Source organism: Pseudoalteromonas sp. 68 DY56-GL68, from assembly GCF_041414825.1.
Taxonomy (GTDB): domain Bacteria; phylum Pseudomonadota; class Gammaproteobacteria; order Enterobacterales; family Alteromonadaceae; genus Pseudoalteromonas.
Genome location: NZ_JAOCZL010000024.1, coordinates 185971 through 202927 on the forward strand (window position 1 = coordinate 185971; position 16957 = coordinate 202927).

At 42.3% G+C, this 16957-nt stretch carries 14 protein-coding genes; 10 read left to right on the top strand and 4 right to left on the bottom strand.

From position 1 onward, the window contains the following. From ftsY to glsB, 5 genes are all read left to right on the top strand, one after another. Nucleotides 1-1436: signal recognition particle-docking protein FtsY (ftsY, locus tag NYF15_RS20070; protein ID WP_371354475.1), on the top strand; the 1436-nt coding region annotated here is incomplete at its 5' end. A 56-nt stretch (nucleotides 1437-1492) separates the two neighbouring features. Then, a complete protein-coding gene (gene ftsE / locus NYF15_RS20075; RefSeq protein WP_062568697.1) occupies nucleotides 1493-2170 on the top strand; it encodes a cell division ATP-binding protein FtsE in 678 nt (225 codons plus the stop codon). After that, nucleotides 2167-3153, top strand: a complete 987-nt coding sequence (gene ftsX, locus NYF15_RS20080) for a permease-like cell division protein FtsX (protein WP_237119963.1) — start codon at nucleotides 2167-2169, stop codon at nucleotides 3151-3153. Before ftsE ends, ftsX begins: the two co-directional genes overlap by 4 nt. A gap of 239 nt (nucleotides 3154-3392) precedes the next feature. Next, nucleotides 3393-4256, top strand: a complete 864-nt coding sequence (rpoH, locus tag NYF15_RS20085; RefSeq protein WP_371354476.1) for an RNA polymerase sigma factor RpoH — start codon at nucleotides 3393-3395, stop codon at nucleotides 4254-4256. A gap of 78 nt (nucleotides 4257-4334) precedes the next feature. Then, complete coding sequence (gene glsB, locus NYF15_RS20090; protein WP_237119962.1) at nucleotides 4335-5255, top strand: glutaminase B; 921 nt, start codon at nucleotides 4335-4337, stop codon at nucleotides 5253-5255. 6 nt (nucleotides 5256-5261) lie between these two features. On the opposite strand, the gene NYF15_RS20095 is transcribed toward glsB, so the two are convergent. Next, the gene (locus tag NYF15_RS20095; protein WP_130149463.1) at nucleotides 5262-6566 is read right to left on the bottom strand and encodes an inosine/guanosine kinase; all 1305 of its coding nucleotides are present in this window, start codon (nucleotides 6564-6566) and stop codon (nucleotides 5262-5264) included. A 231-nt stretch (nucleotides 6567-6797) separates the two neighbouring features. On the opposite strand from NYF15_RS20095, the gene tadA reads away from it, so the two are divergent. Then, nucleotides 6798-7295 (top strand): tRNA adenosine(34) deaminase TadA, encoded by a 498-nt coding sequence (gene tadA / locus NYF15_RS20100; protein ID WP_341803254.1) that lies wholly within the window; start codon nucleotides 6798-6800, stop codon nucleotides 7293-7295. Here the strand turns inward: tadA and NYF15_RS20105 are convergent, their stop codons facing one another. After that, nucleotides 7296-7469, bottom strand: coding sequence for a hypothetical protein (locus tag NYF15_RS20105; protein WP_162898022.1), 174 nt, complete (start codon nucleotides 7467-7469; stop codon nucleotides 7296-7298). Between the two features lie 100 nt (nucleotides 7470-7569). After that, nucleotides 7570-9048, bottom strand: a complete 1479-nt coding sequence (gene mltF, locus NYF15_RS20110; RefSeq protein WP_371354477.1) for a membrane-bound lytic murein transglycosylase MltF — start codon at nucleotides 9046-9048, stop codon at nucleotides 7570-7572. Nucleotides 9049-9358: 310 nt separating this feature from the next. On the opposite strand from mltF, the gene purL reads away from it, so the two are divergent. From purL to NYF15_RS20130, 4 genes are all read left to right on the top strand, one after another. After that, nucleotides 9359-13243, top strand: a complete 3885-nt coding sequence (gene purL / locus NYF15_RS20115; protein ID WP_371354478.1) for a phosphoribosylformylglycinamidine synthase — start codon at nucleotides 9359-9361, stop codon at nucleotides 13241-13243. Nucleotides 13244-13365: 122 nt separating this feature from the next. After that, nucleotides 13366-15822 (top strand): YdbH domain-containing protein, encoded by a 2457-nt coding sequence (locus NYF15_RS20120; RefSeq protein ID WP_371354479.1) that lies wholly within the window; start codon nucleotides 13366-13368, stop codon nucleotides 15820-15822. Beyond that, the gene (locus tag NYF15_RS20125) at nucleotides 15815-15997 is read left to right on the top strand and encodes a YnbE family lipoprotein (protein WP_062568706.1); all 183 of its coding nucleotides are present in this window, start codon (nucleotides 15815-15817) and stop codon (nucleotides 15995-15997) included. Before NYF15_RS20120 ends, NYF15_RS20125 begins: the two co-directional genes overlap by 8 nt. A 9-nt stretch (nucleotides 15998-16006) precedes the next feature. After that, complete coding sequence (locus NYF15_RS20130; protein WP_130149468.1) at nucleotides 16007-16342, top strand: YdbL family protein; 336 nt, start codon at nucleotides 16007-16009, stop codon at nucleotides 16340-16342. A 35-nt stretch (nucleotides 16343-16377) separates the two neighbouring features. Here the strand turns inward: NYF15_RS20130 and NYF15_RS20135 are convergent, their stop codons facing one another. Further along, entirely contained in the window at nucleotides 16378-16920 is a 543-nt protein-coding gene (locus tag NYF15_RS20135) for a DUF1415 domain-containing protein (protein WP_371354520.1), read from the bottom strand. Nucleotides 16921-16957 lie beyond the last annotated feature (37 nt).

The following is a 16957-nucleotide window of genomic DNA, read 5'->3' on the forward strand; positions in this document are numbered from 1 at the left end:
CCGCAATGAAATTAGAGCAAGAACGCGTTGCTGCTGAAAAGGCGCAGCGTGAAGCTGAGCAAGCTGCTGCAGAAAAGGCAGAGGCTGAACGTTTAGAACAAGAGCGCATTGCAGCAGAAAAGGCAGAAGCAGAGCGTTTAGCTCAAGAGCAGCAAGCGGCAGAGCAAGAGCGCCGTGAACAACAAGCTCGTCTTGCTGAGCAAGAAGCCGCAATGAAATTAGAGCAAGAACGCGTTGCTGCTGAAAAGGCGCAGCGTGAAGCAGAGCAGGCAGAAGCAGAGCGTTTAGAACAAGAACGTATTGCGGCAGAAAAGGCAGAGGCTGAGCGTTTAGAGCAAGAGCGTATTGCTGCAGAAAAGGCAGAAGCTGAGCGTCTAGAACAAGAGCGCATTGCTGCAGAAAAGGCTGAAGCTGAACGTTTAGATCAAGAACGGATCGCAGCTGATGAGGCTGAGCGTGTAGAGCAAGAGAAAGCTGCACAAGCCGCAGCTGAAAAACCAAAGAAAGAAGGTTTCTTCGCACGCCTTAAAAAAGGTCTATTAAAAACTCGCGTTAATATTGGCTCTGGCTTTGCCTCTATTTTTAGCGGTAAGAAAATAGACGATGAGTTATTCGAAGAACTAGAAACACAGCTATTAACAGCAGATTTAGGTGTTGATACAACAATGAAGTTGATTGATAACCTAACTGATGCAGCGGATCGTAAGCAGTTAAAAGATGGTGATGCTCTTTATGAGTTAATGAAGCAAGAAATGGCTGATATGCTTAAAACTGCTGAGCAACCGTTGGTTGTATCAGGTGATAAAAAGCCATTTGTGATCTTAATGGTGGGTGTCAATGGCGTTGGTAAAACAACGACTATCGGTAAACTTGCGAAGCAATTCCAAAATGAAGGTAAGTCGGTCATGTTAGCCGCAGGTGATACCTTCCGTGCTGCTGCTGTTGAGCAGCTACAAGTATGGGGTGAGCGTAACAGCATTCCGGTCATTGCTCAGCACACTGGCGCAGACAGTGCCTCAGTTGTATTTGATGCTTTTCAAGCGGCAAAAGCACGTAATGTAGATGTGTTAATCGCTGATACAGCAGGGCGTTTGCAAAATAAAGATAACCTTATGCAAGAGCTTGAAAAAATAGCCCGCGTAATGAAAAAAATAGACCCTGATGCACCGCATGAAGTAATGTTAACAATTGATGCGGGTACGGGTCAGAATGCGATTAGCCAAGTAAAACTTTTTAATGAATGCGTTGGTTTAACCGGTATCACATTATCTAAGTTAGATGGTACGGCAAAAGGTGGAGTCATCTTTGCTGTAGCAGATAAGTTTAATATTCCAATTCGTTACATAGGTGTTGGTGAAGGAATTGACGACCTTCGCACCTTTAACAGTAATGACTTCATTGATGCGCTGTTTAGCCAAGATGAGGATGATGCATAACTAATTAAAAAGGGAGTTAACTCCCTTTTTAGCTGTAAGATGATTGATAAATTAAAATGATAAATTTTCAGCAAGTCAGTAAAACCTATCCGGGGGGCCATCGTGCCCTTGAAAAAGTCAGCTTTCATATTAAGCCCGGCGAGCTTGCTTTTTTAACAGGCCATAGTGGTGCTGGTAAAAGTACTTTGTTAAAGCTCATTAGCCTCATGGAGCGCCCATCAGCAGGGCAGGTACTAATAAATGGTGTGGATTTAAATGCCGTTAAATCACGCCAGGTCCCGTATATTCGTCGTGATATTGGTATTATTTTTCAGAACCATCGCCTTTTAGAGCGTTATTCTGTATTTGATAACGTTGCCTTACCGCTTGTGATTGAAGGAACGCACCACAAGCAAATTGCTAAACGTGTTCATGGTGCACTGGATAAGGTTGGCTTGCTCGATAAGGCTAAATGTAGTCCTGCTACTTTATCTGGTGGTGAGCAACAGCGTGTAGGGATCGCCAGAGCGATTGTTAATTCGCCACCAATTTTATTAGCTGATGAACCAACAGGTAATTTAGATCCTGAGCTTTCAATGGATATCCTGCGCTTATTCGAGGATTTTAACCACCATGGTACAACGGTATTAATTGCAACTCATGATATTGGCTTGATTGCGCGTATGCGCTACCGCAGCCTCACGTTAAAGGATGGTCGAATGATTCAAGATCCGTTAGCGGAGGAAACACTATGAGTTTATTATTCAAAAGTCGCTCAAGCCAAACAGAGGGACAACAAAAATCATTTTTTGCTTCGCCTTACTTTTTTATAATGAACCTTATTCGACAAGGTGTGCATAGTTTAGGTGAAATGTGGCGAACACCTCTTGCATCACTGATGACGATTGCTGTTTTAGGCTTGAGTTTAACTTTACCTGCCACTTTGTATTTAGTGGTTAAAAATGTATCTCAAGTGAGTAGTGGCTTTGAAGAAGCGGCAGAAATTTCGTTGTTTGTTAAAGAAAGTATGACTCAGCAACAAACGCAGACCCTAGTGAAACGTTTAGCTCTTTATCCTGAGATCGATAAAGTGGAGTTTATTTCAAAAGGGGATGCACTTACTGAGTTTAAACAGGTATCTGGTTTTGGCCAAGCACTGGAATACCTTGATGCAAATCCACTGCCTGATGTTGTTATCGTTACGCCTACCATTCGTCACCGTCAACCCAATGCAGCAGAGCAATTACTTAAAAAACTAGAGGCTGAGCGTGAGGTTGATTTTGGTAAGCTTGATATCGCGTGGCTCGAGCGTTTGAATGCGCTATTAAGTTTATTAAAAGAGAGTGTAATCACTATTGCCCTACTATTATTAACCTCTGTTACTTTAATCATTGGTAATACTATCCGCTTATCAATAATGGACAAAAAAGAAGAAATTCAAGTGATGAAGCTAGTCGGTGCGACAAATACCTTTATTCATGCGCCATTTTTATGGACAGGGGTTTGGTACGGTATTATTGGTGGTTTGTTCTCTTTTATTTGTGTTGCTTTAATGATGTGGTGGCTAGGCAGTGCGGTTAGTGAAGTGGCGGGCGTCTATGAAACCAGCTTTGATTTAATCGGTCTGACAATGTCGGAATTCGGCGTTTTAGTTGCACTTGCAACAGCCCTCGGCTTTGTCGGGTCTTACTTATCAGTTAGCCGCTATATAAAAGAAATAGAACCCGATAAAGTATAACAATAAAGTGTAACAATTCGTTGTTACACTGCTCTAATAGCGCTAAATAAAAGCAGTAATAAATTTATCGCTCTTTCAATCAAAACTAGAATTCACCGCATATTCAGCGTGTTAGCGTAGACTAAAAATAGATAAAAAAACCACTTGATCTGAGGTTCAAAAAAGTTTTTAATTGAAATTAGCACTCTCGCTTAAAGAGTGCTAAGATGGTTTTAAAATGTTTATCACTGAGGTGAAAAATGAGTAAAGATTTATACGCAATGGCACTTACTGTAGGTCAACAAAGCGCAAGTATGGATGGCTATCTTCAAGCTGTTAGCACGATTCCTATGCTTGATGCTGAGAAAGAAAAACAGTTAGCGACACGTCTTCAGGAAGAAGGTGATCTTGATGCTGCAAAGCAACTCATTATGTCACATCTTCGCTTTGTTGCTCACATTGCAAAAAGCTATTCGGGCTATGGTCTACCGCAAGCTGATTTGATTCAAGAAGGTAATATCGGTCTGATGAAAGCGGTAAAACGCTTTGACCCAAGTGTCGGTGTTCGTTTGGTCTCATTCGCAGTACACTGGATCAAAGCAGAAATTCACGAATACGTATTAAAAAACTGGCGTATCGTGAAAGTTGCAACAACAAAAGCGCAACGCAAATTATTCTTCAATCTACGTAAAAACAAAAAACGTTTAGGTTGGTTCAACCAAGCTGAGGTTAGTACCGTTGCTAACGAGCTGGGTGTTAGTGAAAAAGAAGTACGTGAGATGGAATCACGTATGAGCGGCCAAGATATGGGCTTTGATTTAACGGGCGACGATAATGATGACGCACCGACAAGCACATATTCGCCAGTACAGTATTTAACAGATGGCAGTGCTGACCTTGCTGATGATATTGAAGAGCAGCAATGGCAAGAGCAATCTCATGCACGTTTATTCAGCGCATTAAAAACCCTTGATGAGCGCTCGCAAGATATCGTTAGTGCGCGCTGGTTAGCAGATGATAAAGCAACACTGCAAGAGCTTGCTGAAAAATACAATGTTTCAGCAGAGCGTGTTCGTCAGCTAGAGAAAACAGCGATGAAAAAATTGCAAATAGCAATGAGTTAATTTAAGAGTAAAACTGAACCATCTCTAGTAGACTACAGAGCCTCGCAAACGCGGGGCTTTTTGTTTTAAGGACGCGGTATGTCACAGATTGATTATCAACATGTATTAGATGAAATAACCAAAGAAGTTCAGCCATTACTGAACCAAGGTAAGGTTGCTGACTATATTCCTGCGCTAGCAGAGGTTGAGCCAAATCAGTTCGCTATAGCGATTCATACCGTAGACGGTCAAACTTACTGCGGTGGTGACTGTAGTGCGCGTTTTACTATTCAATCAGTTTCTAAAGTAATGACCCTGACTTTGGCGCTTCAGCGTTATGGGGATGAGCTGTGGCAGCGAGTAGGTAAAGAGCCTTCTGGTACAGCGTTTAACTCACTGACCCAACTTGAGTTTGAACACGGCATCCCACGTAACCCATTTATTAATGCTGGTGCCATTGTGACATGTGATGCGCTTTACAGTCGACTGTCTGCACCGATGCATTCTATGCTTGAATCATTTCGGCAGTTATCAGGGAATCCAAGCGTCATAATCGACAAAAAAGTGGCTAACTCTGAATATGAATTTCGTCATCGCAATGCGGCCATGGCACATTTAATGAAATCATTTGGTAATTTTAATAACGAAGTAGATGATGTCTTATGGGCCTATTTTAATTTCTGTGCCATCGAATTGAACTGCGTTGAATTAGCAAAAGCTTACAATTACCTCGCTAATCAGGGCAAAGATGCCAACGGTAATAAAGTACTGAGTGCAAGGCAAAATAAACAACTTAATTCGTTACTGTTTACCAGTGGTTTATACGATGCTGCGGGGGATTTCGGTTACCGTGTAGGTATGCCCGGAAAATCAGGGGTATCCGGAACAATCTTAGCAGTGCTACCTAATCAGTTTACGATTGCGGTATGGGCACCACGCTTAAATTCATATGGTAACTCAGTGGCTGGGATAGCGGCTCTTGAGCGCTTATCCCAGAAACTGGATATTTCGATTTTTTAGTCGCGGTTACTGATCCCAGTAAACTTGCTCTAAGCAATCTTCGCGTTCAGGTAAACCACGCGATAAACGTGGCGAGTGCTGAACAAGCACTTCATAGCTTGCACGGTTAGCGTATTTACTAATTTGTGCAAGCGATGAGTAAGTCATAGCAGGTTGCTGATGCTTTGCTGAGTTTGCCACATTAAGTTTGTGGTACACATTCGCTGATAAGTCATGAAGTACCGCAGCCAACGCGCAATCGCCTGCGCCGTTTGTGTTTTTGATGCTATCAGGACCACCCATAAATGGTGCGGTGTGACTATATGCACGAATAGGGTTTTGGCAGTCCTCTTTACGCATTGCGCGCGAAAACTCGTAACGATTAAAATCTGCGATTGCACCTGGTAGAAGTGGGTATTCTGTTTCACGCTTGAATGAATCATCGACATAACCGGCCATAAATAAACCTTTTTCGCCGGCTGTGCATATCACTAAGTCAGTCCAATCAAGGGCTTTATCTGCTGCAAGAAGCGGATCTTCAAAACCTGTAATGGCTAGACCTTCTTCCTCGTTCATCGCAAGAATATCAACATGTTCCTTAACAAATTCAGCCCACCAAGTAGGGTCTTGTTCAATTAAGAACTTAGTGCCGAGTGTTAATACCACGGGGACACCTGCATCATTGGCATACTTCACAGCCTGCATTGTTGCGTCAGTCATGGTTTCATCGCCTTGTGTACGCATTAAGTAGGCGCTGATCACCAATGCTGATGAGTTCTCTATGAGTTCTTTATCAATTGATTCAGGGCGAAGGTGGTTCATAAGACCTGCACTGATGGCAAAAGTACGCTCACCCGTTTCGTCAATCAAGGTAAAGCAGCGCCCAATAGGCCCATCAACAGGTTGTAAATAATCAAGATCTACGCGGCTAGAGGTATTACATAAAAAGCGGTATGCATAACTACCAATTTTGATATTCTCACTCATAACACCCAGCAATACTGAGCGGTCATCAGCAAGCGTCGAATAATTGTGCATTGTGTTGCCAATAGTGCCACCAGCAAACTCATAATCGACCATGTTATTGAGCTTTAAACGGTCGTATAAGGCATTGGTTATATCGTTATCAATGACTTGCGACATACCGCGGCGCAATTGAAATTCATCAAGGAAAGCTTGATCAACTTTAGCTTCAATGTCGACCACAATTTGGTCGATACCGGTTATGTAACTACGTTGTAGTCGTTCCGTTGAGTTGAGTTGATTAGTAAGTGGATCTTTAGCTTCCACTGGAAAATAATGTTTATGCCTGCGGCGTCCAGGAAATTTCATTTGCTACCCGTGTATTGATATCAATTGCAAATTGTAAATCAACAAATTTACCTAGTTGAATTGCTATTAGCGAAATAAAAAAAGCGCGAGATTATAGCGCAATATAGGTCCATTGAGCCATGGAAAAGCCACTAAAATTTGCGTTAATTTTTTAGTGTAGCAGTATTTATTGCCCTTTTTATTGACTAACTAGGTATAATTACTCACAGTTTTACAAGTTTTGTGTGATTTATGAGCGAACAATATAGTGATGAGTATTGGATGGAAAAAGCCCTCACTTTTGCAAGTAAAGCAGAAGCGATTGATGAAATTCCTGTTGGTGCAGTTCTGGTAAAGGATAATCAACTCATAGCTTCTGGTTATAACCGCTCAATTACTGATAATGACCCTTCAGCCCATGCTGAAATGATAGCTATACGTGAAGGGGGTAAAGTACTTAATAACTATCGTTTGGTTGATTGTACTTTATACGTGACCTTAGAACCTTGCTCTATGTGTGCAGGATTATTGGTGCATAGCCGTATCAAACGTTTAGTATTTGGTGCTAAAGATGCAAAAACAGGATCTGCAGGGTCAATTATGAACCTATTACAAGAACCAAGACTAAATCATCAAGTTGAAGTAACCAGTGATGTAATGGGTGAACAGTGTGGGGCGGTAATTTCAGCGTTTTTTAAACGCCGTAGAGAAGAGAAAAAAGCGGCAAAGCTTGCTGCTCGCAACGCCTAGTTAAACAACCGGCGTTGCTGGGGTTTCTTGTGCTTCCATTAATTGCATTGCAAATAAACGGCGGCGCCAAATAACTTTTTTGTGTGTATTACGTAGCATGATTCGACGGCGTGTTGCTGTAGAGTAAATCACATTACGCTTAAATTTATGTGTGGTACGTCTTCTTTTTAACATGTGAGCTCCTAAAGTGAGAGAAAGCATGGCATGAATTATGACATTGTCCTAGAAGATAATGATCATTTGATGACAAGTAAACTGATTTCTGCAGTATCGGTTAGTTATTGTTTAACTTGTTTTGTTCAGTATTAGCTGCTTGTTGCTCATTGTCAGGTTTACCCTGTTTGTTGTTATTATCTGGTAAGTTAGGGGCTTCTTGTTGCGTTATAGCTTCTTCATCACTCGGGTTTGAAATAGCGTCGTTTTCATCAAGCCAAACCAAAGCGTCATAGTAACGACGAATATTATCAACATATTTCACTGCAACATCGCCTCGTGCATAGCCATATTTAGTTTTACGGTAATAGCGTTTTTTAATTAAAAGCGGTAAACGTTTTTTCACATCAGCCCATTTATCAGGGCTGGCACCTTCTTGCTCGGTAATAATACGCGCATCATTTACATGCCCCCAACCTACATTATATGAAGCGAGTGCAAACCATGTACGGTCAGGTTGTGGAATTCGCTCAGGGATCCAAGAGATTAGTTGGGCTAAATATTCAGCGCCACCTTTGATATTTTGCTCAGGTGCTAAACGGTTGGTTACGCCAACTTGTTTGGCTGTAGCTTGAGTTAACATCATGATACCACGAACCCCAGTAGGCGATTTAGCCTTGGGATTCCACATTGATTCTTGATAGCTCAGTGCAGCAAGTAAGCGCCAGTCAATATTACCCGCGTATTGTTCAAACCAAGGCTGATATTTAGGTAATGTTTCTTTAATCGCTTCGATATAGGCAAGGGTATTTACATAGTTAAATTGGCGCACATGGCCAAAGTACTTTTCTTCAAGCACGTAAAGCTGGTTCGTTTGTTTTATATCGCCGAAAAAAGGCACCATTAAAGCATATAAAGAGTCATCACCATCTTTTCTTAAAACCCATGCAATTGGATCGTTTCGGGTGACCGAAAAGCCAATGCTTAAATTAGGATGGTAACGGCGAAACAATGACAATGTATGCGAGTCAGCGAGGGTGTAGTCAATCTCACCATCAATCACAGCTTGCAATAACTCTTCTTCATCCATGTCCTCTGTTTCATTCCAGCTCAAAGTCGGGTGAAGTTGTTTTAATTGCTGTAAAGCAAGTGAGTGACTGCTTTTTGCAAGCACGGTTAAGTTGCCAGTCAAATCGTCGAATTCGCGGGGGCGAACACGGCCTTGTTTGTAAACTAGTTTTTGACTAATGGTGCGATAAGTTGGACCGAAGCGATAATGCTTAGCGCGAATCGTATTGTACGTAAGTCCTGAAGCTATTACGTCTAAGTCGCCATTTTCTAGGCGGGAGAACATATCTGATAAGTTAAAAAAGGGTACCATTTCAAGCTCAACACCAACATAGTCAGCAAACTCTTGAGCAAGCTCATACTCGAAGCCTTGCACACCTTGTGGTGCTTGATAGTAGTTACTCGCGCCAGCTAAAGTGCCAACTCTGATTTTATTCTGCGTTTTAATATGAGCTAGTTGCGAAGGCGGTTGTTGCATATCGCATGCACATAACATGAGCACTAAACTAAAAATAGCGAGTAACTTTTGCATAGATTATAAATGCCCCTTAAACCATTACCTTACCGTTATAGCAAAACTTCAAAGCTGCGTCACTTGGCGAATAGTTTTATATATCTATTTTAAATTAATAAAGGCATCAAGGTTGCAAATAGATAAGTCATACAGAACAAGAACCTGCGAAAAAATAACGCGTATTAAGGTACTTGATTGTTGCAAACATAAAAGCGGTTATGAAGATTATTTAAATAAAAGCGCAATTTTGAGTTAAATCTAGGCGTTATTTGCACTATAATACGCGCCTAAAATATCGTTCAATCCCTAACCCCGGATGAAAATACCTATGTTGATCCTTCGTGGTGCACCAGCACTTTCCGATTTTAGAGTTCAGAAAATTTTAGCGCGTTGCCAACAGGCACAACTTCCAGTCACTGACGTTTATGCCGAGTTTATGCATTTTGCTGATCTTACTGCTGAGCTTTCAGCCGATGAGCAAACAAAGCTAGAAAAGCTGCTTACTTATGGTCCAACGATCGCCGAGCATACCCCTGCTGGCACGTTAATTCTTGTAACGCCGCGCCCAGGTACTATCTCGCCTTGGGCATCAAAAGCAACTGATATCGCACATAACTGTGGTTTAAGCCAAGTTCACCGTGTTGAGCGTGGTATTGCATACTACGTTGAAGGTCAGCTGTCAGCTGAGCAAACAGCTGAAGTTGCAGCGTTATTACATGACCGTATGACTGAAGCTACGCACGCGGATATGGCTGATGCAGCTAAATTATTCCGCCATGATGAGCCGCGTCCAATGTCATCAGTTGACATTTTAGGTGGTGGCCGTGAAGCACTTGCTAAAGCAAACGTTGAGCAAGGTTTTGCGCTTGCAGATGACGAAATTGATTACTTGGTAGAAAACTTCCAAAAGTTAGGGCGTAACCCGAACGACATCGAATTATTCATGTTTGCACAAGCAAACTCTGAGCATTGTCGTCACAAAATCTTTAACGCTGATTGGACAATTGATGGCATCGAACAGCCAAAATCATTGTTCAAAATGATCAAAAACACCTACGAGCAAAATCCTGAAAACGTGTTATCTGCCTATAAAGATAATGCAGCGGTAATGAAGGGTTCAGTAGCGGGTCGTTTCTTCCCAAACAATGAAGGCGAGTATGCATACCATCAAGAAAACATCGAAATCTTGATGAAAGTTGAAACGCACAACCACCCAACAGCGATTGCGCCATTCTCAGGTGCATCGACAGGTTCGGGTGGTGAGATTCGTGATGAAGGTGCTACAGGCCGTGGTTCTAAGCCTAAAGCGGGTTTAGTTGGCTTCACTGTATCTAACCTACGTATTCCAGGTTACGAGCAGCCATGGGAAACAGACTTCGGTAAACCTGGTCGTATCGTTAATGCACTGGATATCATGACTGAAGGTCCATTAGGTGGCGCGGCATTCAATAACGAATTTGGTCGTCCTAACTTACTTGGTTACTTCCGTACATACGAAGAGAAAGTATCAAGCCATAACGGTATCGAGGTACGTGGTTACCACAAGCCAATCATGCTTGCAGGTGGTTTAGGTAACATTCGTTCTGAGCATGTTCAAAAAGGTGAAATCCCTGTAGGTGCAAAACTTATCGCACTAGGTGGTCCGGCGATGAACATCGGTCTTGGTGGTGGTGCTGCGTCTAGTATGACTTCAGGTCAATCAAACGAAGATTTAGACTTTGCATCTGTGCAGCGTGAAAACCCAGAAATGGAACGTCGTTGTCAGGAAGTTATCGATAAATGTTGGCAGCTAGGTGATGCAAACCCAATCGCTTTCATCCACGATGTGGGTGCAGGTGGTCTTTCTAACGCATTCCCTGAGCTTGTAGACGACGGTGGTCGTGGTGGTAAATTCCAACTTCGTGACATTCCAAACGATGAGCCGGGTATGGCACCACACGAAATTTGGTGTAACGAATCTCAAGAGCGTTACGTATTAGCAGTTGCAGCAGAAGACTTCGCGCGCTTTGAAGCAATCTGTAAACGTGAGCGAGCAGAATACGCTGTTATTGGTGAAGCGACAGAAGAGCGTCACTTAACAGTTGAAGATAGCCACTTTGGTAACAACCCTGTTGATCTTCCGCTTGATGTTTTACTTGGTAAAGCACCAAAAATGCACCGCGAAGTTGAATCGAAAAAAGCGCAATCGCAACCATTAGACGTTGCTAACATTGATGCTGCAGACGCTGCACAGCGTTTATTACGCCTACCAACGATTGCTGAGAAAACATTCTTAATCACCATTGGTGACCGTACGGTAACGGGTTTAGTTGCGCGTGACCAAATGGTAGGTCCTTGGCAGGTGCCAGTAGCAAACTGTGCGGTAACAGCCGCTGCGTTTGATACTTACCACGGTGAAGCAATGTCACTAGGTGAACGTACACCAGCTGCACTTTTAAACTACGGTGCTTCTGCTCGTTTAGCTGTGGCTGAGTCACTAACGAACATCGCGTGTGCTAACATCGGTGGCCTTGAAAATATCAAGCTATCTGCAAACTGGATGGCTGCAGCAGGCCACCCAGGCGAAGATGCAGGTCTTTACGAAGCTGTAAAAGCGGTAGGTGAAGAGCTTTGTCCGGCACTTGGTTTAACAATCCCTGTTGGTAAAGACTCAATGTCGATGAAAACTCAATGGGATGAAAACGGTGAGCAAAAATCAGTTACTGCACCATTATCACTGATCATTACTGCTTTTGGTCGTGTTGAAGATGTGCGTAAAACAGTGACACCAGAACTTCGTACTGATAAAGGTGAGTCATCACTACTATTAGTTGATTTAGGTGCGGGTCAAAACCGTATGGGCGCATCAAGCCTTGCACAGGTTTATAAGCAACTAGGGGATGTAACGCCTGATGTTGATAACCCAGCACTATTAAAAGGCTTCTATGAAGCAATGCAAGCGCTTGTTGCTGATAACAAGTTACTTGCTTACCATGACCGTTCAGACGGTGGTTTATTCACGACTATCGCTGAAATGGCATTTGCTGGTCACACGGGTGTAACTGTTGACCTTGCTGGCTTAACAGGTTCAGACATCGAAGCGCTTTATAATGAAGAGCTAGGTGCGGTGATTCAAGTGGCAAACGCTGACTTAGACGCAGTGAAAGCAGTTCTTGCAGATCACGGCTTAGCAGCTATTAGCCATGAAATTGGTGCACTAAACGCTGATGACCGCGTGCTATTCACTCGTGGTGATGATGTGGTTCTTAACCATACGCGTACTGAGCTTCGTACTATTTGGGCAGAAACAACTTACCAAATGCAAGCACGTCGCGATAACCCTGAGTGTGCTAAGCAAGAGTTTGACGCTAAGTTTGACGCAAAAGACCCTGGTCTTAATGTAAAATTAAACTTTGACTTAAACGAAGATGTTGCAGCGCCTTACATTGCAACAGGTGCGAAGCCGAAAATGGCGATTCTACGTGAGCAAGGTGTTAACTCTCACTTAGAAATGGCGGCGGCATTTAACCGTGCAGGCTTTGCAGCGGTTGACGTGCACATGAGCGACATCCTTGAAGGTCGTTTAACACTTGAGCAATTTAAAGGCTTAGTGGCATGTGGTGGCTTCTCTTACGGTGACGTACTAGGTGCAGGTGAAGGCTGGGCTAAGTCAATCTTATTTAATGAGATGGCACGTGAGCAGTTCCAAAGCTTCTTCCATCGCGAAGATACATTCAGCTTAGGTGTGTGTAATGGCTGTCAAATGCTTTCAACATTGAAAGAATTGATCCCAGGCACTGAGCACTGGCCACGTTTCGTAACGAATAAGTCAGAGCGTTTTGAAGCTCGCTTTAGCCTTGTAGAAGTACAAGAAAACCCATCGGTATTCTTTAATGGTATGGCAGGTTCACGTATGCCTATCGCTGTTTCTCACGGTGAAGGCCATGCCGAGTTCGCAAACGCTGATGCGGTTAAAGCTGCGCTTGAGTCAGGTACTGTGGCAGTGAAGTTTGTTGATAACTACGGTAACCCAACAACGCAATACCCTGCTAACCCGAATGGCTCGCCAGAAGGTATCACAGGTATTACTTCTACTGATGGTCGTGCAACGGTTATGATGCCGCACCCAGAGCGTGTATTCCGTACTGTAGCTAACTCATGGCACCCAGATGAGTGGACAGAGGATAGCCCATGGATGCGTATGTTCCGCAACGCACGTAAAAACGTTGGCTAGAACGTAGCTATACAAGCTAGGTTCATACAAACCGTTTAAACTAAAAAGGCTGCACTATTAAGTGCAGCCTTTTTGTTTATAATAGTGCTAGTAAGTGTAAGTTCAAAGGCAAGGAGAGTTTTTTGAGTTTTAAGCGAGCATGTGTTGGTCTGCTAGGAGTCATGCTAAGCGTGGCGCTGTTGGCGTATCTGTTCAGGTTACCACTGACATCGTGGTACTTACCACCTTTGCTTGGTAAAAGTGGCGTTGAGCTTCACTGTATTGACTGGTCATTAACTCGCAAGCTTGATTTAAGTATCGAGAAATTATGTTTAACCTATCAAGGACAGCAAATTGAGTTAGCTGGCATTATTGCGAATAAGCAGCAGGTGACAATTTCCCGAGCTAATTTGACGGTCAGTAACTTGGCAGACAAACAAGCATCAAACTCAACGCAAACCGAATTTAAAAAGCTTGCTCTAACACTGCCTGTACAAAGACCGCTAATAAGCATTCAGCAGCTTGATGTCGTCTCACCGTTTACCGATAACCCCATTAGGTTGGCAATACATGAAAAACGCCTAAACCATTTTACAGTTTCACGTGACCTTAACGCAGACGTTGCAATAGCTAATTATGAAGTCAAAGCCAGTATTGCCCTTGATGATAAAATAGCTGAGCGATTCATTGAGTTACCAAAAGATAGCCATTTTACCAGCGAGTCACAGCTTAGGTTTGATGGCATTACGGTTGCGATTGAAAGCGTAATTAATGCAAATTATCAGCACGCTTTCGAGCAATGTGAGTTAAGTTTTACTACTCACGGACAAGCAAGTGCTAAGTACCAATTAAATCAACAGCATCTATACGCGGATTTATCCGCTTTACAAAATCAACTTAGTGCAAACCGAGACTGCTTAAACACCATCGCAGACCAACAACACCAATCATTTATTGAAGCGCAGTTTCCGCTTAATTGGCAGTTACAAATTGAACAGCCTGTAACTGTTGAAGGTGAGCGACTATCAGTCCCAATTGTAAAACTGCTAACAACTGAAGGGCAAAGTGAGGTGACAGTCAGTAATACGACCCTTTCTTTACAGGATCCGCTGGCATCACTTAATAGCCAAGTTAGCATTGATTTTATTAGTAGAGATATTGATGAATTTAAGCTCAATGCGCATTTGAATGAAAAAAACGTAACTGCAGATTTTCAGCTGTCATTGGGTTCACACCCTGCATTTTTAGATTTTCAGGCTGATGGTTTTCAGGTTAGTGGCAAGTTGAGTGTTAATGAATTGCTCTCTAAGCCTATAGTTGGAAAACTCACCGCAGATGTAAGAGCTAAAAATGCGCTTTTAGCAGACCTAAAAATAACTGAGTTTACTAGCCATATTGATACTCAACTAAGTGATGAGCAACACTTAAGTGCTAAAGTAAGTAGTCAAGCTAAGTCTATAAATTACAATGAGATTCAAGTTTTGAAAATCAATAATGAGCTCAGTGTAAATAGTGACTTAAGTGTGGGTGAATTATTTGCCGATATTGATGCAAAAACCACAGCAGCTAAATTAATAACTCCAAAAATTACCTTAAATAAGCTCTCAATAGTAACTAACGCTTTGCAAAGCAGAGCCTTACAAGCAACGCATCATGTGTTTGCAGATGGCTTGGAGGCGCTTGTCAGCCATCATATGTCCAAGGTTGCGCATCCATTTGAGTTAGTGATACCAGAACAAGCTATATCAAAGTTCAACCCTATCATTTCCCAATTCGAACCGCTCGTGACAATTACTGATGGTGTTGTTTCAGGGATTATAAAAGGCGATGTAAATTTACAGCAGGCAAAGGGTGATATTCGGATCGCAAAATTAGCAGCGCTATATAATGATTACCTTGCTAATGACTTTAATGTAGATATTGAAGGTGCGTTTAATTCAGGGCAGCTTAATATTGTGCCAACTAAATTTACACTCAATGAACTGCGAGCGGGTGCCGTTGTAAAAAAAGTACAAGGCCGATTAAATCTTGATAATAATAAGCCTTGTGTATCAAAGGTGACAGGGCATGTGTTAGGCGGAGCGTTTGTTGTCAATCAATTTTGTCCATTGCTTGATAGTCAAACTGTCACGGCTAAGTTTGAGAATATAGATGCTAGTAAGCTCGTCACCCTAGATGCAGAGTCAGGTATTAGTTTATCAGGACGACTGGCAGGGACACTGCCTATTACGATAAATAAGCAAGGTATTGCAGTAAAGCAAGGGCAGTTAGTGAACCAAGGAGAAGGTAAACTGCTGATCATTAATAACGCTGGCTTCGAAGCGGTAAAAGCGCAGCAACAAGAGTTGAGTACGACACTGAGTTTGTTAGAAAACTTAGCTATTAAACAGCTAAAAAGTAGCGTAGATTTAAAACCAGATGGTTGGTTGCACTTAGGTGTAAACTTACAAGGCTATAATGAACAACAGCAACAAGCGGTTAATTTTAATTATAACCATGAAGAGAACGTGTTCACCTTATTAAGGGCGTTGCGCTTAAGTGACGAAATTACTCAAAGAGTTGAAAAAGAGTATGCAAAAAAAGGAAGCGATAATGGCTAAATGGTTAGTAATGCTAACAGCTTTAGGGCTTTTAAGTGCCTGTACTCACCGTGTTGAGGTGGCAGCTAAAGAACCAATTACAATCAACTTAAACGTAAAAGTTGACCATGAGATCCGCGTTAAAGTGGATAAAGAACTTGATACCCTGTTCAGTGATGATAGTGAATTATTCTAAGGAGCAAACATGCGTAAATTACAACTTAAAAAATTGAATGTGATCACTTTAATTAGTGCTGTTTGTTTATCATTTTCTGCTTGGGCAATTAGCCTGGATGATGCAAAAAACCAAGGATTAGTAGGTGAAGATAGCTCGGGTTATTTAGGCTTAGTGGTAAATAATAGTGAAGCGAAAGCGCTCATTAACGATATAAATGCCAAGCGTAAAGAACAGTATTTAAAGCTTGCGAAAAAGAATAATTTGTCTTTGTCGCAAGTGGAAGCCCTTGCAGCAGCAAAAACCATCGAGAAAACAAAGTCTGGCCATTATATTGAAGTTAATGGTGAGTGGGTTAAAAAATAGTCTTTGAACTAACTAAAAAGCCAGCAATGCTGGCTTTATTTTTTATCGATGCAGTTTTGCAGCAGCTGCTGCCAAAAGTCGATGCCTTTGCGCCTTGCTAGTTTAATGTTGTGCTCTGGGATAGATTCGGGTTCATCGTAGCTGTCTAACGCTTCGCTCATACTGGCTTCGCGGATCAAATGCAGTGTTGGGTAAGGTGCACGATTCGTATAGTTTGCAGCATCGCTGTCATCGCTATCAGCAAACACATAGTCAGGATGAAAGTTGGCTATTTGATATTTACCTTCATACCCTTGCGCAGCTAAAAGTGCATTGGCTAAATCGACTAAATCTAAGAACTCTTCAAAATCCTTAAAGCCTTGCTCAAACATCAAAAGGGTTGTTTCGCGCTGTGCTTGCTGGTCTAGCTCGTTACACTCGTGAAGCATATCCATTACCGCATCATCAATCGTTACTGACTGACTGATTTGATAATGAATGCAATTGCTTTCAACTTCTTTACGGGCAAAGGGGCAAAAATTGTATTTTACAATTACGCTGGATACCCATTCGCGCATTTGTTTTTCTGGGCGATTCATAGTGTACTTTGAACTCACGTTATTTCTCTATTTATCT